Below are 19,862 nucleotides of genomic sequence, written 5' to 3' on the forward strand. Positions count from 1 at the left end.
ATTTTACCTCCCTCGCCATATAAAAGTGTTTGCCAATAAATGTACCGTACAATGCCATTCCGTCTACCAACTATAATAAACCCTACAGATTCTGGGTTTAATAAACTGTAGGGTTTTGCTGTTATGTTGCTGTAATTAGAGTTGAGAATAATTCATGATTATTTTTCTTGAATATACATAAATGTCCTGTTCGGTCTATTTATTGAGGAAAGGCTTCCTATCCTTAGATATTCAGGAGCTTTGTTGTTAGTTCATTACGGAACGGGTGCCAGTTCTTTAACCACACCAGAAAAGTATTCCTGCATCAGCTTTAGAACCATTTTGTATAAGGCAACTCAATTGTACCTCCTCTGCCAAGTTTCTTACCAGTAGTTACCACGGAATTTACCACTTGCTGTCAATGTGTTTACCGATAGATTAAAGTGTTTTAAAAGTAAAAGACATAATCATCTATATTATCATCGTAGAATTAAGCTTATAAAATTCCGCAATCATTCTAGGTTGCGGAATTTTTATATATTGAATGGTATTGTTGTATCTTACAATACATGAATTTTATTATACGTTAGTTGATATTCTATAGAATAATCAACTATAAAAAAAACTTCTTACCAATTCTCATCTCCAGTATCTAGATCTTCTTTGGTTGGACCGTATTCTTCTACGTCTTTTTGGTCTTCCCAATTTCCGCGGTCCGAATCGTCAGTTCCAGTTTCAGCTTGGTAATCTTGCCATTCCTGATCGCGGTCAAACTCAAATGTTTCAGGATCTCTCATTATACTTTCCTCCCTTTATCAATTATTGTGTAATTTTTCGACAACATAGGATATCCTTTCACTTAATTTGGAAATCCTATTTCATCAGCACAGCTATCATAATCTTGATTAAAGTCATTCCAATCAATCTGACCGCTACTATTAGAATAGTCCTCAGGGTCTGGACCCTCATGTCTTAAATCTTCTAAATAATCTTCATTTGGATCAAATCGCACACTTTCCACCTCCTTTCAAAATAAGCTAAAGTCGTTGTTATTACCCAGCGTTCCTTTTCGTCTTCAAATGAAACAGATGCTAACGAAATTTATCATTACCACCTCCTAGAACAACAAAAAAGCCATGCTCATACGAAATATAAGAAATTAAACAAAAGTAAACATCCTTGTTAATTGACGTTTTGATACTTTTTAAAAGTAATTTCTTATTAATTTAACTCGTAGACATAGCTTAAATATTAGTTATTTAGTTACACAAAATGTTTTAGTATTACCTACGACCGTAATTCTAAAAGCATTTTATCGTTAAATAGTATTACCACTATATAACAACTTTATTCATAATTTTTTTACTTTAACTGAAGTTTGTCATAATGTAATGACTGGAGATTGTAGAATTTGAAAGTAATACTTTTGGTGTTCTGTGTCACTCATCAGCCTAAAAAGACGTATTCGTCAGGCCTGAAGATTCATCAACAATAGTTCACTAGTGCTAGATTCAATGTGGTATATTAAAATAAGGTAATGCGCTTTCATATAACACATAGGAGTGAGGAAATGGGTATTTTAAATAAGGTGTTTAAAGGAGCAGGAAAATTAGCATCTGAAGCAGTTTCACAATCACAGAAATCTGTCTATCGCCAAAGTCAGAAAAGTGGACAAAAAATCGCTGGTAAAACAATTCAAGAGTGGGATAGGGAATGGCGATATGTTGGAACATTAAGTCGCATTAACTTAACAGATTTTAATAAATACGTTGGTCTCTATAAAGCAACACTTGCTGGAGAAGTAGTTTATATTGGTAGAGCAATAGAATGGAATAATGGTGGATTTAGAAAGAGGTTATCAGATTACAGGCGAGAAAGTAATAGCGCAAGGATGCATGAATCTGGACAAAAAATGTATCAATATAGAGATGATTTAAGCATTGAATTACTAATAATAGGTAGTAATGAACAGGCTGCAAAAGTCACAAGTACTATAGAAGGTATGATGGTAGGAAAATATGCCCCGAGTTGGAATAAAGTAAGAAACTTTTAGAGAAACATTGGTCAGAAAATGAGTCAGAATACATATGTGATGATGCAGGATATCAAGCTATGCTAAAGAATTAATGAGATGTGGTTTTATAGAAGTTAACTACAAGGAGAAAATTGAATATGGGATTACCTAAGACAGTAGCAGAGCTTGACCGAATCAAGGGAAGATGTCAGGAAATAGTTAAAGCAAGAGCAAGAATGTCCGGAGCCTCATCATTCGTTCCGGTTCCAGGAGTAGATATTGCGACAGATATTACCGTTTTTATTGAATTAATTCCAAGAATAAACAGTGAGTTTGGGTTAACAAAAACACAGATAGACCGCCTGGATAATCACTTGCGAAAAATAGTATTCCGTTCCTTGCATAGGATTTCTACCCGTTACGGAACAAACCTATTAAATGAGACAGTTGGTAAAAACATAAGAGGTGCTGTTCAAAAAAAATTAGCTGCAGCAATACTAAGAAAGCAAGCGGGAAAGCAGTCTGGTAAGCAAATATTAAAATATATTCCACTTGCTGGGCAAGCTGTGGCAGCAGGACTTGGATATATGTCAATCCAAAAGGCGGGAAATGAGCATATTGAAAGCTGCTACCAGCTAGTAAGAGAAATTATTAGAGAAAGAGAAAGATATGAGCAAGAATTAAGGGAAAAGACGAAGAAAACAACAAAGCGAAAAAAATGGGTATTTAAACGTGTGTTTGGAATGTTATTGGCTACAGCTATTGTAGTAGTCCTGTTTGGCCTGTTAGTACCAAAATTTTGGGAGTTACTACCTTTGGACCAAACCGATCCAGTTGCAGTAGGTGCCGTTTCCGAATCAGCTAAAGTTGGGGATGTCGTCATTGCAGTAGTGGAGGATGTTGCAGACGAAACTATAAACATAAAAGATCCTGAGTCGAAAAGAGAAGCCCCCGTTTCAATAGAAATAGTAAACCCAACATCTAAAATAAGAGTTAATCAATCTTTTCCATTGCAAGTGAAGATTGAAAATTCACCTGAAGGACAGAGCGCATATATAACGTATGAGTCAAGCAACCCCGAAGTTGTTTCTGTAAACAATCAAGGTGTTGTTACAGGTGTCAATAATGGCAGCGCGACCATAACAGTCAAAACGCTAGGAGAATCGTCTTCCTTTAACATGGAAGTTTCCAATATTATTTGGACTGCTGATATAGATTATTTAGAGAAGAGTGCTAATATTACCTGGTCTACTGGTGAAGAGTGGGTTGGAATTGATTCACGCCTTATAAACAATAAAACAGGAACTTTAGCAAAAGAATACCAAGGGATTATTCATTTTTACTCGCAGGGTTTACTTGAATTTGAAAAAGATTTTGTGAAGTTGTATGATACGGATTTAGTTCCAACTGAGGAGATAAGATTAGTAGAAGAAGGAGACTATTATTCTGGATATGATAATAGAGTAGAAAAGCATTATCAGAAAGTTTCTAATGATGGTTCTAGGTTGTTTTTTACAACTCATGCAGGAGAAAAAATGCAATATAATTTATTAACAAAAGAATTGGAACATGTATATGAGGAGTATATGACGATATTGGGGTGGTTTGACCTGAGTTCTGATAATAAGCAAATTGCAATTAACTCTGGTGATAGAATCAATATCTATGATGTAGCTAGTAAAGAGGTCGTCCAAATTCTTGATCATGATGAATATATAATTGATTATGGGATTTTTCAGCCGAATGGTAATCAAATAGCAACGATAAATTATTATAATTATAATAAGAGCGTTTATATATGGAACAATCAAGGGGGTATTATTGAACATACATTTGAATCTCCGGAATCCACGGATATTGCATATAACTATGACGGTAGCAAATTTGCCATAAGTAGTGAAGATGGAAGTATATACTTATATGAAACAGAAACCTATAGCCTAATAGATACAATTACTACTGATTATAATAAACAACAACAAGAATTTGAAAAAAGGGGAAACGAAGTCATTGCTCTATCATTCAGTCCCTATAGTGATAAATTATTAGCTGTTTATCAAGTCGGGCTAAATGATGAACCTGAGGTAGTGGTTTGGGACGTTTCAGGTAGTAATTAATAGTATGCAATTTTAGTATAAGGTTCATTTAATATAGTGCTTCTGCCTGTCACATCCCGTATTTTGGCATATAATGTCGAACGAAGTTCGTTTAAGGATAAGCACTAGATGTTAAAATTTGGCGCTGTTACAAGACATGGAAAGTGTTTGTTTATGGAGTATAGGGGTCAGTCCCTCCTCATAAAATTATTGTAAAATATGTAACCAAATATTAACAGGTCTACTCTGATTAATTTATTGATAAAACCAAGGATTAACTGTTCATATTCAAATATTATAGTATAGGATGGTTTCATATACTTGCTAATACAATTTATTAAAGTAAGACGCGGTATTATTACCGCGTCTTATTTGAAAATGAACTTTTTAATTGTAAACGAAATACCATAAGTTAAACAAAGATACTATTTGCTATGTACCTTTTATCCACTCCTCTTCATAGGAATTCCTATTAGCGTTAAGATATGGCATCCACTTACTCTGTATTACATCTCTTCGGATGACATTATTATGAGTAAAGATGTTGTTGGTAGATTCTGTTAAGATTTCACTCTTTTTATCAAAACCATCTACACCTGACTTACCCATTAATTTGTCCATTCCCCAAAGTGTCTTTATATTACTATTAGTTATAGATTTCACCCATTGATCATTTAAAGTTCTTTCATTTAAAACTCTTCCAATATTTATACCTCTATGTTTTTCCCAATCAAAATTCGAATTAATTATTGAACCAGTTAATATTATACTATTAAATTTTACAGGTGGCTTTTCAAAACCTTCTAAGTAGGATGCAAGTATGTACGTTCCAAAAGAGTGTGCGATAATCGATATATTATCCTCATAATTATAATTAAATCTATCAGATAATTCATGTATCCACTCTCTAAATAAGTCAACTATATTATGTCTTTTATGTCGGTTAATTAATAATTCTGGAGTATTTCCTTTATAAATATATGGAGCAACTATCCATCCTTCACTACTGGCAATAGGAGCTATCTCTTTATTCCATTCTGCAGAACTAAGCAAACCATGAACTGTTACGAGAATTCCTTTTGGTTTTCTTAGATCAATAAAGTGTCTATTTAAATAAGCACGTTTTACTATTTCATAATCTTCATAACCTGGTTGTTTGATTATCCATTTTTTATTTTCGTTGTATAAGTCGATTTGAACTATACCAATTTCTTCATCTACCCTACTGTTAGTTAATAAACGAACATATGAATTCACAATGTTTTTGTTTTCTAAGGAAGCAAACATAATATCAAGTTTAACTCCCTCTATCATCAATCTATCAGTTCTTGATGGTATATGCTTGTCTTTAGAAAATACAATTAAACAATCTATATCATTAGGTTTGTTATTGTTTGAAATAAATGAGCCTCCAAAAAATACATACTCAGATCCTCTTTGCACTGCATAATCCAAAATATCAGATATACTCTTTATAAACTGTCTCCTATAATCGGAATTGCAAAAATGATTTATAAACTCATCCCCAGTTGTAATATGGACCCCTTTTGGAAGATAATCTCTATTCGTGAAGTCTGGTATATTTTTCATTATTCATCTCCTATCCAAAATAACTAATTTGTTAATTCAAAATGCTACATAATCATTTGTTATTTTATAGCAATAATAGAGAAATAATTTAGCATATTTGATAATACTAGTAACTATTCTAATTTCTAAAACAGTCTTCAAAATATGACATGCTGTATAGAAAATTAACATTTAAGGTCTTGCTTCGACTATTTTATATATCTAATACATATTTTAACATAAATATCTATATAATCGCGGAACTTTACTTTAAATAATCTGTGCCGATTGTCTCAATCTACCACCACTTTGGATATTAGGATCAGTAAAGGTATGGGTGCCTGGTCACTTCCCGGATTATGCGTATTATGTCGAAAGATGTTTGTGAAGGGATAAGTTTTTAGGAATTTAAAATTAAAGGTTTTAATTGGGTTATGTGGGCTGTTTAAAGCCAGAGCTAAGTTTTGTGTCTTAAATCCATCTTTAGTGAAATAGGAGAGTTAGTGTTTACTTCGTAATCAGATTTATTTTTCTTTAATATGGCTTTATCTTATTTGATATCTAATGCCATACACTTTTTGAACATTTGGATCAGTTATATTAACCATAATCATCAGACGTGTGCAGAAAATCCAAGTTTAGTCAAACTTATTTAGTGACTATACGTAGAAAATTCTGATAATATAAGTGCGTGGATAATCTATACAAAACCAACGGTTTTAGAAATCAGGGCATCAGTACTTTCCTACGACAATTTTTATTAGATGACTGTAACATAGATAAATAAAGGGAGAAGATATCTTGAATCTATCAAATGGTCCATACATTTCAAATCTAAGCATAAAAAATTTTAGGAATTTTAAAGAAACAAAGGTGAATTTAAGCCATAAACAGGTCATAATTGGCGAAAATAATGTTGGGAAAACAAATTTAATAAAAGCGCTACAACTAATTCTAGATCCGAAGCTCTCAGATGATGACCGTTATTTAGTTGAATCGGACTTTTTTGAAGGTTTAGATTCTCCGATGGACAAAGGTGAAGAAGTTGAAATATCCATAGAGATCAAAGGTTACGAACATAATAAAACACTTCTTGCAGTCCTATGTGATAGCTCAATTAATAGTGACCCTGCTACTTTACGATTAACATACAAGTATTTTGCTGAAGAGAATAGTGATGGAACGTATAGCTATCAATATAAAATATATCAAGGTAACAATGAAGATAATCATTTTACACATTATCACCGACGCTTTCTGAACATGAAAGTTATACCAGCAATAAGAGACGTGGATTCGGATTTAAAGAACATCCGGAAGTCACCGGTTAATCAGTTGTTAAAAAGTTACGATATTCGAAAAGAAGAATTAGAAACAATTGCTGCCGAACTGAAAGAAACAAGCGACAAGGTTTTAAATACAGATGAACTCATCCATTTAACCAGTAGCATTAGTACGAGGTTTTCGGATATTATTGGTGAGCAGGTTGATTCAAGTGTTTCTTTGGAGACAATTGACTTGGATCCTAGCCGTATTTTAAACTCTTTAAAAATCATGATGGGTAAAGGCAAACGTCCCACCAGTGAAACTTCTTTGGGGTTAACTAATATTCTTTACATCTCATTAATTTTGTTATTATTAGAGGATAAAACTATTCCATCTATATTGAATGAAGATACTTATATAAAGCTTTTAGAGGAACAAGATAGTGGGATTTTACCTCAGTGTTATGTTAAACGAGATAGTGGAAAATATGTTGTTAAGGAAAATATAGAGAATGATTCAGATGAATTTTATGCACTGTATGGATTCATGGAAGATCATTATTCATCAAACAACGGCTTCACCATACTTGCAATAGAAGAACCGGAAGCTCATCTACATCCGGCTCTTCAAAGGATCATTTTTAAAGATGTGATGGAAAATAGTACTTCTGTTTTAATGACTACTCATTCGCCATATATTACTTCAGTTGCACCGTTAAACTCTATTGTTCACTTGCGTTTTAATAGTAACGGAACTAGTGTTAAAACGACAGCATCATTACAATTAGAACCAAGAGAACGAAAGGATTTAGAAAGATATATTGATGTAAAAAAAGGTGAATTATATTTTGGGAAAGGTGTAGTTTTAGTTGAAGGGGTTGCTGAAGAATATTTAGTCCCTAAGTTCTCGGAGCTATTATTAAATCCGTTAGACAAAAAAGGGATTATTTGTTGCAATATAAATTCCACAAACTTTAAACCATATGTGCATTTTTTGAATGAGCTAGGTATACCTTATGTAGTTATTACTGATGGTGATTATTATTACAAGGTATTAGAAAATGATACGTTGGTGAAGAAATTTGGGTCTATGATTAAAAAAGAACATACTGATTTCGGATATGACGGTCTTGATCGGACTGAAAAACTACTATTAGAATTAGGGATGGTAACAAAGGAAGAAATACCTGAAGATTTAAATGAACGTGATGATTTTTTCGCGGATTATTATTTCTTTATTGGACTTCATACATTAGAAATTGACTTAATGCATGATTCAAAATTCAAAAACTCTGGTAATGTTATAAAGAGATTATTTGATGAACTGACATCTGGAGGACAAAGACAGAAAGAAAATTTCAATCAAGAATTTGATGCAAAGAACTTTGTGTCTTGCTTGAAAAAAATAGAAAGTAAGCATTCTAAGATTGGCAAAGGGCGTTTTGCTCAGGCACTGTCAACTGAATGTACAAAGGAAAATATACCGGACTATATAGAAACGGCAATAGACAACATTTATTCGAGAGTTGATACCTTGTGAATGAACTATTTAATCTGAAATTAGAGCAAATAATGAAAGACGCAGATCAATACGCGGCATTTAATGCAAAAGGAAGTACCGTAGTAAAGGCGGGTCCAGGGAGTGGAAAAACTACTGTATTAACACTCAAGATCGTTGATTTGTTGAAAGAAAAGATAAAAGCTCCAAGAGGTCTTGCTTGTGTTACATATAGTAATGAAGCTGTCAAAGAGTTTACAAACAGACTAAGAAAATTAGGACTACAAAAAAGAAAGAATGTTGTGCTAAGTACTGTTCATTCTTTTTGTATATCTGAAATATTGATTCCCTTTGGAGAAATGTATATTGAAGGCTTTTCACTTCCATTAAGAATTATTCAGAATGCAGATAAAAATCGTATGTTTAAAAATGTACTTAAGGATTTAAACATTGAGGAGGATCAGCTAAGTGTTACAGAGATGGACAAAGAAAGAAATCAATCTATTGGACAAGATAGCACAGTCATAGTAGAATCCTTCGACATAGCAAAGAAAGTTGCAATAGATTATGAAAAACGATTAAGCGATACAGGCAAAGTTGATTTTATAGATATTGTCAGAATGTCAACGAAAATCATTAAGGAACAACCATATGTAAGAAAATGCTTGGAAGCTAAATTTCCTTGGATACTAATAGATGAATATCAGGATCTCGGAAGACCACTTCATGAAATGATATTAACATTTTATACAACTACAAATATAAAAATATTTGCAGTAGGTGATCCTGATCAGTCCATTTATGGTTTTCAAGGTGCAATTCCAGACTATCTATTAGAGATTTATGATAATCCCAATATCAACTCGATAACCCTAAAAACAAATTATCGAAGTAATCAGGATATAATAGACCTGTCTACAATTGTATTAAATATTGATGATAGAGAATATAAAGCAGGGACAAGACACGGAGAAAAAGCTGAAATTTCATTTGTAACATGTGAAGCAGAGATGGAAGAACAATATGATTATGTTATAAATGAGATTATCCCTAAGTGTATCGAGCAAGAAATACCTTATGATGAGATTTGCATCTTAGCAGGAAAGGGCAGTGAACTAAAAGAATTAGCAAATAAGATGGAAGAAAATCATATACCTTATTATTTTTCAAAATATGATTTTTTAAAGAGTAATGTTGTTCTATGGTTAAAGGATTGTGCAAGTTGGATTGTTGGTGACCCGGATGTTGAATTTGGAGAACTGAATGATTTTTTGCAGGGCTTAATGACAGATGTTACAGATGAAAAGATTATTAAAGAGACAAAATCTTTATTCCAGACTCTAACAGTTAGTAAGAAATTTCAACATAACTTATGTAAATGGGTGATTTTTCTAGTAAATGAACTCTCATTAAAAGAAAAGTTGGAAAAATCGAACAAGAACAACGGTGATATAGAAATATTTAATAAATTTATTACGAAGACTATTTATGGCGAGTTAAAGGAATATAATATTCAACAATTTTCCCTTTTAGGAAATGCTAATGATCAAGTTACACTGTCCACAAGACATAGTTCAAAAGGGTTGGAGTTTGAAGTTGTCATAATGCTAGGATTGGAAGAAGGTAATTTTCCTAACTTTAGAAACGTAAACGATGATAAGAAGTTAAATGAAGAAAGAAGAGTCTTTTTTGTATCGATAACAAGGGCAAAGCGCGTTTGTTATTTGTTAAGGTCAAAGAGAATTACTTATCATACAAAAAAGGGGATTTATACTTTTAATAAAGAACCGTCAATGTTTTGGGAGGAATTGTTGGAGGCTTATAATTTCAAACAAGAGCAGAATCAAAAGTAGTGATCAAATAATAATGGAGTGACGAGAATGCTGTTTCTGTACCATTGCTCTAAAAAAGACATCTTCCACACAATATAAAGAGTTCAGGTGTTAGACCCCGCCAGGGAAGACAACTGATATTGAGTCTTTTATTATTTATTGAAAGTGAGTGGGTTATACCCGCACCGTGTTGGTATAATATATTGTTGATTGATAAATGATTAGAATTACCAATATATACCAAATAACATCTTGTGTTTGTTTTTACTATAAATGACAATAAATATTTGTTATTAACTAACAAATTATTAAAGGATAATGATACATGGATATTGAATTTATTAAATAAGATTCTGTGAATAGATCAAAGGAAGCATAATAAAAAAATTTTTTAAAAAAGGAGGAGAGTATATGTTTCGAGATGAAGATTTTCTTAGAAGTCTGCTAACTGAACTTCGAGGGCTGCCGAAAGAAACGGGATGGGTGGAGTTTAAACACAACAATGCCCAACCAGAGATGATTGGCGAGTATATCTCAGCACTTAGTAATACGGCTGCCTTAGAAGGAAAAAAAGATGCTTATATAGTATGGGGTATAGAAGATGATACTCATAAAATTATCGGTACTATTTTTAGTCCTAGTGAAGTGAAAAAGGGAAATGAAGAGCTTGAGAACTGGTTGTTGAGACTTTTATCGCCACGTATCATGTTTAGGTTCTTTGAACTGGAGACTGAACATGGTTTTGTAGTAATACTGAAAATCGAAAGAGCCACTAATAAGCCAGTGCAGTTTTCTGGGCAAGAGTTTATTCGCATAGGGTCATATAAAAAGAACCTAAAAGAATATCCCGAAAAGGAACGTGAGTTATGGCGCGTTTTTGATAAAACTCCATATGAAGATTTATTATCTTTACAGAAAGTACAGGAGAGTAAGGTTCTTAGTTATTTAGATTATCCTACGTATTTTGAGTTGCAGGATATCCCATTGCCAGAAAATCGAAAGTTAATTTTAGAACGATTAGTGGAAGATAAAATGATAATAAAAAATACTGCTTCCGGATATGATATTACAAACTTGGGCGCTATCTTACTCGCAAAAGAGCTATCAACATTTCCTAACCTCAAACGAAAATCAGTACGAGTAGTAATTTACAAAGGAAAAGATAGAATTGAAACTGTTCGTGAACAGGAAGGTGAAAAGGGTTATGCTTCAGGATTTGAAGGTTTAATTGGGTTCATTGATAATCTTTTACCAAGAAATGAAGTGATAGGGAAAGCTTTAAGAAAAGAAGTGCCAATGTACCCTGAACTCTCGGTACGTGAATTAGTAGCAAATGCAATTATTCATCAAGACTTAACTTTACGTGGAACTGGTCCAATGATTGAAATATTTACAGACAGAATGGAAATCACTAATCCAGGTACACCCCTCGTTAATACAGAACGTTTTTTAGATAGCCCCCCTAGATCAAGGAATGAATCACTGGCTTCTTTCATGCGAAGAGTTGGAATATGTGAGGAACGTGGAAGTGGTATAGATAAAGTTGTGTCTCAAACCGAATATTATCAATTACCTGCCCCTGTTATTGAAGAAGTTAGTGATGAACATACTCGTGTTACTCTATATAGCTACAAACCATTTAATGAAATGGAGAAAGAAGAGAAGATACACGCATGTTATTTGCACGCCTGTTTAAAATACGTTTCAAAAGATTATATGACTAATTCAAGTCTTAGACAAAGATTTGGTTTAGATAATAAAGGAAGTTCTACTGCGTCTAGGATTATTAAAGATGCTGTAGATGCAAAAAAGGTTAAACCACTAGACCCAACCACTGCACCAAGATATATGAAGTATATTCCTTACTGGGCTTAAAGGAACACAGTATTTATTTTGTGTACAATTCAAACATATATTCTAGAAATATTTATTGATAATTGGTGAATAATAAATCTCACAGTATTGTATAGTCAATTTTAACTTACCGGTAACTTGCAGAACAGTTTCAAATAGTATAAATAGGTAGCGTAAATAGCTAAACAAAGGTCCAGTTTAACTTGCTGGTAACTTGCAGAACAGTTTCAAATAGTATAAATAAGTAGCGTAAATAGCTGAACAAAGGTCCAATTTAATTTGCTGGTAACTTGCAGAACAGTTCCAAATAGTAAAAATAGGTAGCGTAAATAGCTAAACAAAGGTCCAGTTTAACTTGCTGGTAACTTGCAGAACAGTTTCAAATAGTAAAAATAGGTAGCGTAAATAGCTAAACAAAGGTCCAATTTAACTTGCTGGTAACTTGCAGAACAGTTTCAAATAGTATAAATAAGTAGCGTAAATAGCTGAACAAAGGTCCAGTTTAACTTGCTGGTAACTTGCAGAACAGTTTCAAATAGTAAAAATAGGTAGCGTAAATAGCTAAACAAAGGTCCAATTTAACTTGCTGGTAACTTGCAGAACAGTTTCAAATAGTATAAATAAGTAGCGTAAATAGCTGAACAAAGGTCCAGTTTAACTTGCTGGTAACTTGCAGTACAAATTCAAAAACAGTAAAAAACTATTGGAAGTCCCATTGCCCTTCCCGAAGTCTGTCATAGTTAGTAAGTATGGGTGCCTGTAACTTCCCGAATTTTGGTGTAATGTGTCGAATGGGTCTGGAATATTGGTGTTAGGTACTGGTTTGTTGTCTGTGTAGTGCATCTGTTTTGGATTGGGGTCAGTGATATTAACCCCATAGAGTGGGCATAATGAAGAATTTGTCTGCACAGAGGGATACTTAAGATGTTCTTGTTGTTCACACTAAAGGTGTACTGTCAAAGGTTGATCTATATTTGATGATTTAGTTGGTCAGTGTGATTTTTAACTCATCATTGTACCAGACGTGACTGATATTTCAACATCACCTCACTTATATCTGGCAATGCTGCTGAGGTTGTTGGGGTATTGTTGGTTACGGATTGCCCACGTTTTTCAAACCAGCCTGGAACGACGTCTTTTTTACCAGTCCAAGCTGTCTTTTTCTTTTTCTTTTGCGGTTTGTGTTGCGTTAGAAAGGCAATTCGCTCTTGTCTAGCTGCCTCCACAGTCGTAATTCCTTGATGTAGCCACGTCTCCAAGATATACTTCACATATCCCCAGTGTTCTTTGCCTTGATCCAACGCTCTTTTCATTGCTTCAACGACCATATCATCACCAAGCTTCGCTATCCGATTCGATAACTCATTTTGCATGTAAGCACGGATTTCACCATAATTGTCACGATAAAACGCGTGGGCGTCTGTTGTTGGTATCTTTTTTTCTTTTTCTATATCTTTTTGTTTAATTAATGGGTCCGGTTTGTGATCCAAGTTGCGGTTCACTTTGTCGTCCATATTGTAGTCCGAATTGTCATCCGCGCTGTGGTCCATCATCGCATACAGGCTGGTCATCTGATAGATGGGTGCTTGTCTGCCGCGTTGTGATTCAAAGGTGATGTACCCTTTTTCTACTAGTTCCGTTCGTGCACGCTTGAATGTGCTTTCCGTCAGATTAGCTTTATAGCAAAGCACGGATTGCGCGACGGTGAATGTTTCTTGCCAACACGTTTTATTGTTCATATGCATGAGCGCGTGCCATAAATTGCTGGCAGGTAGCGAAAGTGGATTGATTTCGATTTGGTGGTAAAATGCGTTGATTTCTTTAATATAGTTCATTTGGGAACATCCTTTCTAATATCGGGGATTTTTTTTCGTAGGTTACTAACCGTTTTTAACAGCAGAAGAGAAATGATAGATACACGTCGCAGTGCGGTGCATTTGTTTTTCGAGTAGATAATAGGATTCCTTCATATTAAGAAGTTGATCAGATTGGAAAACAATCGAAGCTTGAAGTCGCGAGCTGGTAGTATGGCCATGGTGGATGGGTTGATCATGTAATTGGGGCGGATTTCGGGCATGTAGCGGGACAACTCCTTTGTATGGGGATGGTGGTGAGAAGTACTTGGTGTGATTGATAGAGAATGAGTATGAGAATCTGGTAGCAGGCAGGTGTGTTATGGAAATCTATGCAGATTTGTCTGGCGTTTTCCTATCAATCTAGTTGCTCATCGATATCAGTGTGAGCCTCATTGATCGATGCATGGAAATCTTGGATATCAATTTTTAATGTCAGGATCAAAGAGGGAAATAATAGGTCTATGCAATGAAATAGTAAATTAAAGAGGATATTTTAATTTTATGGAGAATATTTTAACTAGATAATATATTCATATAGTCAACTGAATCCAATACAAGAAGAATCAAAAAATTATCTAATATGAGTCAATTTCATAATTTCCATATACAGTTATCTGTATCCATATATAGTTCGGAGGTGGTCTAATTCGACTATATATGGATGCGGATAGCTAAAAATCAGTATTATGAAATTGACTAAATCTAATAAACTTAGCTCTATTGAACCCTTTGTACATGTCTAAGTAAACCTAATGAATATTTAAAATCTGACGTTGATTGTGGAAAGGTGGTTTTTCGTCTGTCAAATAAACCAAATTATCATAGTTTCTTATTTAATTTTGCGCCTAAAATAGATAACGTTCTAGATATTTTCCGAGTAGAAAATTCAAGAAATGATGTAACACCTAACACAATCCTTCAGTGCTTTTTTCTTGTTTTAAGAGAATTTAAAAATTTGATTCCCTCTTTGATGAAAATAAATAAAATGAAAGATATAAATCTAACAGGGTTACCGGTTATAGGAGGAATGGTTACTGCAGTAATAATATGGTTTGTGAAATTAAACTTATTATGGACGATAGTTTCTGCATTAACTGTTTTTATTTTTTTATTTGTGATCTTAATTCCGCATTATTTATGGAAAATGATTGATATTTATAGTCCGCATTTTCATTTACCTACTTATAAGAGATTTCGACCAAATGAGTTCGAGTTACTGAATCAAACAGTATTAGATAAACAATTTTCATACTCAGGTTTAGCAGAGTATGTGAACGGCGTCGTAACTAAGCAAGCAGATGAGTTAAAGGTAGTAGAGGCAATTATTAAGCAATTCAATTACGAAAAAGAGGAATATAAGCGAGAAATACAAAAACTAAATTCTAAAGAAAAAGAAATAATAGAAGAATTTACAGATGCAATAGAAAACCTAGATGATGAACTAGAATGGTCAGAAACAGTTATAATGTACTTAATAGAATTTATACAGGATATTTATGTTGTTATGCATCGCATTGCTTCGGGTATATTTAACTATTCTGACTTAAAATTAATATCTGGATTTACTATATACCAAGTAGAAGACAATGAACTTAGGCGTATAGCTGATGAAGGCACAACTGGACAGACACCAATTCATATTAAACTTAATAGACCTTATCATACTCCTTGGGTCCAAACTATAGTAGATGCAGCTAAGAATAACAAACAACTAGTATTTCTGAGTAATCAGCCTAGAGCAGGATATCATGTAGTTTCATTTAAATTTTTCTTGCAGAATAGTAAGAAGACTTGGGTCTTTTCCTTACAAATACATGAATCTACTAACCAGCGTGGTTTTCTATTATCACTATCAGATGATATAATAGATCAAACGGTTATTTACGAGATGCTTTATGGATTGTGTATGATACTTGATGATAATCAAGAAAAAAAGAAAATAAAAGGGGGTAAATCTAGCCATGGAAATGAAGCCAAATAATAATTATGTTGGTAGAACAAGTGTAGAGCTTAAACGAAAATCTCAAGCTGAGATAATCTCGACTCGTAGAAAGGCTAGAAGGGCTAGGATTAATGCTGTACAAATAGGAGTAAGAAAAACATCGAATGAATACGGCTCTGATTATTTCACTTCTTTAGAAGCAGCAGCTACTACCGAAGAATAAAAATAGATATATAGTTTATAAATTCTGATAACTGTCAATACTTGCTAGTAAAATAGCAAGGGAGAGTTATTAAATGAAAGGTAAGGTTATTAATTTAAATTCCAAGTCTAAAGTGCTAGAAAGCCGCTCGCAAAGCAAAATTATTGCTGAACGAAGAAAGCAGAGAAAAGATAGATTGAATTCTCTATTAAAGAAGATGAGGTAGATTAGGTGGTGGTACTCGATTTGATATGAAGATAAGGTATACAATACTAAAGGTCTTACCATTTTGGGCACAAATGATAGATTGTCGGTTAATTAAGGCTTAATGAAATGGAGCTTAATCTTGAAATTGTTTATTTAAATCATCGCTATAACTTTGTAACACATTTAGTTTACTAAAAAACCTCATCCCTAGAACCGCTATCAAGTATTTCTGGATTCTCTAAGAAGAGGCAGTCAATTAATTTGTCACATCGCTGTACAATCTTATTAACATATTCAGACACTTGTTTTTCGTTTACAACACTCTCAGTTGTATGCTCCAATAACTTTATAAAATTTTCCACAGCTTTGTCTTCTTCGCTTACATCCCTTACTATTCTGTTAAATTGATTAGTTATTTTACGTAATGATGCTTGCTTAAGTTTATTTTCCTCCTGGTAGTTTCGCATCCATTCTTGTATTTCCTTCTCTTTTAGCTTGGCTATATAGTCTATTTTTGTTTTGGGATAAGTCTTAATTCTCAAATTGGATGGTGGATCTATTTTCTGATCATGCGGAAGAAAAATGATTCGACCTGCGTATGCTGCTTCTGAATTAGACAGATTGAATTGCCTAGTTAACCGCTCCATTGCTTCTTCTAATAGCTGTTTATCCTGCTCGCTTAGTCTTTCTTCAGTATCTTTAAGTTTATACTCCCTTGATCCCATGCAACATTACCTCCCTTTTTTAGATGCTTATTGAGATAGGGGATTGTCCTATGCATGATTATTTAAAAGTATTATGTGAAGCACCAGGCTCTGTAGACATTGGGCTCAAAATCACTTATCGGTTTAGGTGCTGCAGTCACTTCTCGAAGATTTCAAAATATGACAATTGGATAATTTTAGTATTTAAAAGGAATACACTTTCCAGTTGTTATGTTAAAATAAACTAGTGATTTTCGAGTAATAATATGTAAGTTACATGGAGGACAAAATGAAGAAGCTTATAAAGAATAAAGTATTCCAGGTTTTAATGGCTGTAATCTTTGTTGCGGGGCTTTCTATTGGTGTATATTCAATAAGTATATATCAAAATGCTGCCAAGACGGTTAATGAAAAAATCTATCAACCTGTTCAAACAATTGAACATGATTTCGTTAAGAAGAAAATAAAAGAAGAAAAACCACTTAATATATTGTTATTAGGGGTAGATGAACGCAAAGGTGATGTAGGTAGATCAGATGCTCTAATGGTACTTGCTCTAAGTCCTAGCGAAGACAACGCAAAGCTTATCAGCATTCCACGGGATACCCGCACCGAAATTATTGGTAGGGGAACGCTAGACAAGATTAACCATGCGTATGCTTTTGGTGGACCTGACATGTCAATTCAAACAGTCGAGCATCTACTGGATATTCAATTGGACTATTTTGTTAGAGTCAATATGGAAGGATTGGCAGAGGTGGTTGATGCTATAGGTGGCATTACTGTTAACAATGATATTAAGTTTAATAACTTCGATACTGGTGAAGTATATTTGAGCGGTACCGAAACATTGGAATATGTTCGTATGAGAAAGCAAGATCCTAATGGGGATTTTGGTAGAACAGAGCGTCAGCGAAAAGTAATTCAAGAAATTATTAACCAAGGGGCCAATATAAGTTCTGTTACAAAGATCCATGAATTAATCGATGTTCTAGGTAATAATGTAGCAACAAATATGGACTTTGAAGATATGAAAAACTTATTGTTTAATTATAAGAATACAAGAAATAACCTTACCACATACCAACTACAAGGAAAAGGTACGATGATTAATGGCATTTGGTATATGAACGTCACAGAGGAAGAAGTGGAAAAGGTTCATAACATGATTGTCGAAAGCTGAAGAAATCATGAAAAAACGCATTAATGAGGAGCATATGAGAAATGGCGTGACGTTAATTGACCCTGTACATGCATATGTGTCTGCAGATGCTGAAATCGGACAAGATACTGTGATTTATCCAGGGGCCATGATTTTTGATGATGTTAAGATTGGTGCAGAATGTACGATTGGGCCGAACGCGGAAATTAAGGATAGCGCGATTGGTAGAGGTACTGTTGTTAAACAATCTGTTGTCCATGATAGTGAAATTGGAAACAATGTCAACATCGGACCATTTGCTCATATCTGACCAAACTCTGTGTTGGGAGATAACACGAAAATTGGCAATTTTGTTGAAGTGAAGAAGGCAACGTTTGGTGCAGGGAGTAAGGAAGCTATACCGGGGATGTATAAATTGGTAACAATGTAAGCTTAGGTTGTGGATCGATTACTGTTAATTATGACGGTAAAAACAAGCATCTGACGAATGTTGGAGACAATGCTTTTGTCGGTTGTAACGCTAATTTAATTGCTCCTGTAACAGGGCGCCTATGTTGCAGCAGGGTCAACGATTACGGATGATGTGCCTGGAGATTCGTTGTCAATCGCATGGGCGCGTCAGGTGAATAAGGAAGAGTATGTTGTGAAAAAGAAAAAGTAATAATTGTGGAAGGCGTAAGTTGAGAGTTATGCCTTCCTATATTGTTCATGGAAATAGGACGAGTATGAATATTAGACAAGAAACGTTTGTTTTCACTAAAATATTGTAAATTTCTTAATGTAATTGGAAAATATATGGTATAATGTTTAAAGTTGGTATCAGAAATAAATAAAGCTTTAAAAAGTTATTGGAGGATAAGAGCATATGAAAGAAATGAGCAATGAGGCAGATCAGTTAAGAAAGTTGCTTTTTAACGCACATAATGAAGGGTGCAATGGCGCATCATTCGAAGAAGTGTTTGAGCTTTTAAAAGAAGAATTACCTAAAATTATCGTACAGAAAGAAGTATCCATGAAGTAATTAGCTGCACTCCTTGATTTATTTCCTAATTGCATTTCCTCATCCTACTACATATTTTCAACACAAATATGAAATCGAGATCCAGTAATTTTTTTAACGTACTTCCGAAAGAAGTCTCCCTCTTCAAGCGTGTGAAGGGCGTAGCCCAACGGTAAGGGGGAGATGAATTTCGGTTGGGAGACAGCCCAAAGGCTTTTTTGTTTTGTCTTTTTCCTCAATATGATATAATCAGTCTTATAAAATATAAAGGTTGATATAACAATGAAATTAGATAGTAACAACCATTCAGTATTCTTAATGTATTACCATCTTGTGTTAGTGATTAAATATCGAAGAAAAGTAATAGATGATACGGTTTCGGATTATGCGAAAGATAAATTTTTGTCATTGAGTGAAAAATATAATATCACATTAGTCGAATGGAATCACGATATTGACCATGTTCATATTTTGTTCAAAGCACAACCTAACAGTGAATTATCGAAATTCATCAACGCCTATAAAAGTGCCAGTTCAAGACTTATCAAGAAGGAATTCCCCCATGTTCGTAAAAAGTTATGGAAAGAAATGTTTTGGTCAAGAAGTTTTTGTTTATTGACGACTGGCGGTTCACCTATTGAAGTCGTGAAAAAATATATTGAAAATCAAGGGATAAAGTGAG

The 19,862-nt window shown here is 33.8% G+C and carries 15 protein-coding genes and 1 pseudogene; 11 read left to right on the forward strand and 5 right to left on the reverse strand.

Features of this window, described 5'->3' with window-relative positions:
* Positions 1 to 608: 608 nt before the first annotated feature.
* Entirely contained in the window at positions 609 to 776 is a 168-nt protein-coding gene (locus ACI6MV_RS00005) for a hypothetical protein (RefSeq protein WP_407267714.1), read from the reverse strand.
* Positions 777 to 838: 62 nt separating this feature from the next.
* The gene (locus tag ACI6MV_RS00010) at positions 839 to 991 is read right to left on the reverse strand and encodes a hypothetical protein (RefSeq protein ID WP_407267715.1); all 153 of its coding nucleotides are present in this window, start codon (positions 989 to 991) and stop codon (positions 839 to 841) included.
* Between the two features lie 558 nt (positions 992 to 1,549).
* Between ACI6MV_RS00010 and ACI6MV_RS00015 the strand changes: the two genes are divergently transcribed.
* Both ACI6MV_RS00015 and ACI6MV_RS00020 read left to right on the forward strand, forming a co-directional pair.
* Complete coding sequence (locus ACI6MV_RS00015) at positions 1,550 to 2,032, forward strand: GIY-YIG nuclease family protein (RefSeq protein ID WP_407267716.1); 483 nt, start codon at positions 1,550 to 1,552, stop codon at positions 2,030 to 2,032.
* A gap of 119 nt (positions 2,033 to 2,151) precedes the next feature.
* Complete coding sequence (locus ACI6MV_RS00020) at positions 2,152 to 4,110, forward strand: Ig-like domain-containing protein (protein ID WP_407267717.1); 1,959 nt, start codon at positions 2,152 to 2,154, stop codon at positions 4,108 to 4,110.
* Positions 4,111 to 4,521: 411 nt separating this feature from the next.
* On the opposite strand, the gene ACI6MV_RS00025 is transcribed toward ACI6MV_RS00020, so the two are convergent.
* Positions 4,522 to 5,679: a DUF6932 family protein gene (locus ACI6MV_RS00025; protein ID WP_407267718.1), complete on the reverse strand. Its 1,158-nt coding sequence runs from the start codon at positions 5,677 to 5,679 to the stop codon at positions 4,522 to 4,524.
* A gap of 780 nt (positions 5,680 to 6,459) precedes the next feature.
* On the opposite strand from ACI6MV_RS00025, the gene ACI6MV_RS00030 reads away from it, so the two are divergent.
* From ACI6MV_RS00030 to ACI6MV_RS00040, 3 genes are all read left to right on the forward strand, one after another.
* Positions 6,460 to 8,463, forward strand: coding sequence for an ATP-dependent nuclease (locus ACI6MV_RS00030; RefSeq protein ID WP_407267719.1), 2,004 nt, complete (start codon positions 6,460 to 6,462; stop codon positions 8,461 to 8,463).
* A complete protein-coding gene (locus ACI6MV_RS00035) occupies positions 8,460 to 10,274 on the forward strand; it encodes an ATP-dependent helicase (protein WP_407267720.1) in 1,815 nt (604 codons plus the stop codon). The genes ACI6MV_RS00030 and ACI6MV_RS00035 overlap by 4 nt, the downstream gene beginning before the upstream one ends.
* 390 nt (positions 10,275 to 10,664) lie before the next feature.
* Positions 10,665 to 12,128 (forward strand): ATP-binding protein, encoded by a 1,464-nt coding sequence (locus ACI6MV_RS00040; protein ID WP_407267721.1) that lies wholly within the window; start codon positions 10,665 to 10,667, stop codon positions 12,126 to 12,128.
* A gap of 989 nt (positions 12,129 to 13,117) precedes the next feature.
* Here the strand turns inward: ACI6MV_RS00040 and ACI6MV_RS00045 are convergent.
* On the reverse strand, positions 13,118 to 13,942 hold the full coding sequence (locus ACI6MV_RS00045) for a DnaD domain-containing protein (protein ID WP_407267722.1): 825 nt from the start codon (positions 13,940 to 13,942) through the stop codon (positions 13,118 to 13,120).
* Positions 13,943 to 14,933: 991 nt separating this feature from the next.
* Here ACI6MV_RS00045 and ACI6MV_RS00050 point away from each other — a divergent pair.
* A complete protein-coding gene (locus tag ACI6MV_RS00050; protein WP_407267723.1) occupies positions 14,934 to 15,944 on the forward strand; it encodes a hypothetical protein in 1,011 nt (336 codons plus the stop codon).
* Positions 15,925 to 16,128 (forward strand): hypothetical protein, encoded by a 204-nt coding sequence (locus tag ACI6MV_RS00055; protein WP_407267724.1) that lies wholly within the window; start codon positions 15,925 to 15,927, stop codon positions 16,126 to 16,128. The genes ACI6MV_RS00050 and ACI6MV_RS00055 overlap by 20 nt, the downstream gene beginning before the upstream one ends.
* A gap of 377 nt (positions 16,129 to 16,505) precedes the next feature.
* Here the strand turns inward: ACI6MV_RS00055 and ACI6MV_RS00060 are convergent, their stop codons facing one another.
* Positions 16,506 to 17,039: a hypothetical protein gene (locus tag ACI6MV_RS00060; RefSeq protein ID WP_407267725.1), complete on the reverse strand. Its 534-nt coding sequence runs from the start codon at positions 17,037 to 17,039 to the stop codon at positions 16,506 to 16,508.
* A 268-nt stretch (positions 17,040 to 17,307) separates the two neighbouring features.
* Here ACI6MV_RS00060 and ACI6MV_RS00065 point away from each other — a divergent pair, with 268 nt between their 5' ends.
* The 4 genes and pseudogenes from ACI6MV_RS00065 to tnpA all read left to right on the forward strand — a co-directional run bounded on the left by ACI6MV_RS00065 (position 17,308) and on the right by tnpA (position 19,861).
* Positions 17,308 to 18,201 carry an LCP family glycopolymer transferase gene (locus tag ACI6MV_RS00065; protein ID WP_407267726.1) on the forward strand — a complete coding sequence of 298 codons (894 nt, stop codon included), beginning with the start codon at positions 17,308 to 17,310 and terminating at the stop codon, positions 18,199 to 18,201.
* Positions 18,188 to 18,841: pseudogene (locus ACI6MV_RS00070) on the forward strand (GlgC family sugar phosphate nucleotidyltransferase); the annotation flags it as partial. The gene ACI6MV_RS00065 and the pseudogene ACI6MV_RS00070, both read left to right, overlap by 14 nt.
* 204 nt (positions 18,842 to 19,045) lie before the next feature.
* On the forward strand, positions 19,046 to 19,201 hold the full coding sequence (locus ACI6MV_RS00075; protein WP_407267727.1) for a hypothetical protein: 156 nt from the start codon (positions 19,046 to 19,048) through the stop codon (positions 19,199 to 19,201).
* A 261-nt stretch (positions 19,202 to 19,462) separates the two neighbouring features.
* The gene (tnpA, locus tag ACI6MV_RS00080; protein ID WP_407267728.1) at positions 19,463 to 19,861 is read left to right on the forward strand and encodes an IS200/IS605 family transposase; all 399 of its coding nucleotides are present in this window, start codon (positions 19,463 to 19,465) and stop codon (positions 19,859 to 19,861) included.
* The last annotated feature ends 1 nt before the right edge of the window (position 19,862 follow it).

Origin of the sequence: Radiobacillus sp. PE A8.2 (genome assembly GCF_045635475.1) — a bacterium.
Classification (GTDB): Bacteria; Bacillota; Bacilli; order Bacillales; family Amphibacillaceae; genus JBJGXI01.

Bases quoted from the DNA above. Each gene is read 5' to 3' on its own strand.
- ACI6MV_RS00005 (WP_407267714.1), bottom strand. From the start codon at position 776: ATGAGAGATCCTGAAACATTTGAGTTTGACCGCGATCAGGAATGGCAA.
- ACI6MV_RS00015 (WP_407267716.1), top strand. From the start codon at position 1,550: ATGGGTATTTTAAATAAGGTGTTTAAAGGAGCAGGAAAATTAGCATCT.
- ACI6MV_RS00020 (WP_407267717.1), top strand. From the start codon at position 2,152: ATGGGATTACCTAAGACAGTAGCAGAGCTTGACCGAATCAAGGGAAGA.
- ACI6MV_RS00025 (WP_407267718.1), bottom strand. From the start codon at position 5,679: ATGAAAAATATACCAGACTTCACGAATAGAGATTATCTTCCAAAAGGG.
- ACI6MV_RS00040 (WP_407267721.1), top strand. From the start codon at position 10,665: ATGTTTCGAGATGAAGATTTTCTTAGAAGTCTGCTAACTGAACTTCGA.
- ACI6MV_RS00045 (WP_407267722.1), bottom strand. From the start codon at position 13,942: ATGAACTATATTAAAGAAATCAACGCATTTTACCACCAAATCGAAATC.
- ACI6MV_RS00050 (WP_407267723.1), top strand. From the start codon at position 14,934: ATGAAAATAAATAAAATGAAAGATATAAATCTAACAGGGTTACCGGTT.
- ACI6MV_RS00055 (WP_407267724.1), top strand. From the start codon at position 15,925: ATGGAAATGAAGCCAAATAATAATTATGTTGGTAGAACAAGTGTAGAG.
- ACI6MV_RS00060 (WP_407267725.1), bottom strand. From the start codon at position 17,039: ATGGGATCAAGGGAGTATAAACTTAAAGATACTGAAGAAAGACTAAGC.
- ACI6MV_RS00065 (WP_407267726.1), top strand. From the start codon at position 17,308: ATGAAGAAGCTTATAAAGAATAAAGTATTCCAGGTTTTAATGGCTGTA.
- ACI6MV_RS00075 (WP_407267727.1), top strand. From the start codon at position 19,046: ATGAAAGAAATGAGCAATGAGGCAGATCAGTTAAGAAAGTTGCTTTTT.
- tnpA (WP_407267728.1), top strand. From the start codon at position 19,463: ATGAAATTAGATAGTAACAACCATTCAGTATTCTTAATGTATTACCAT.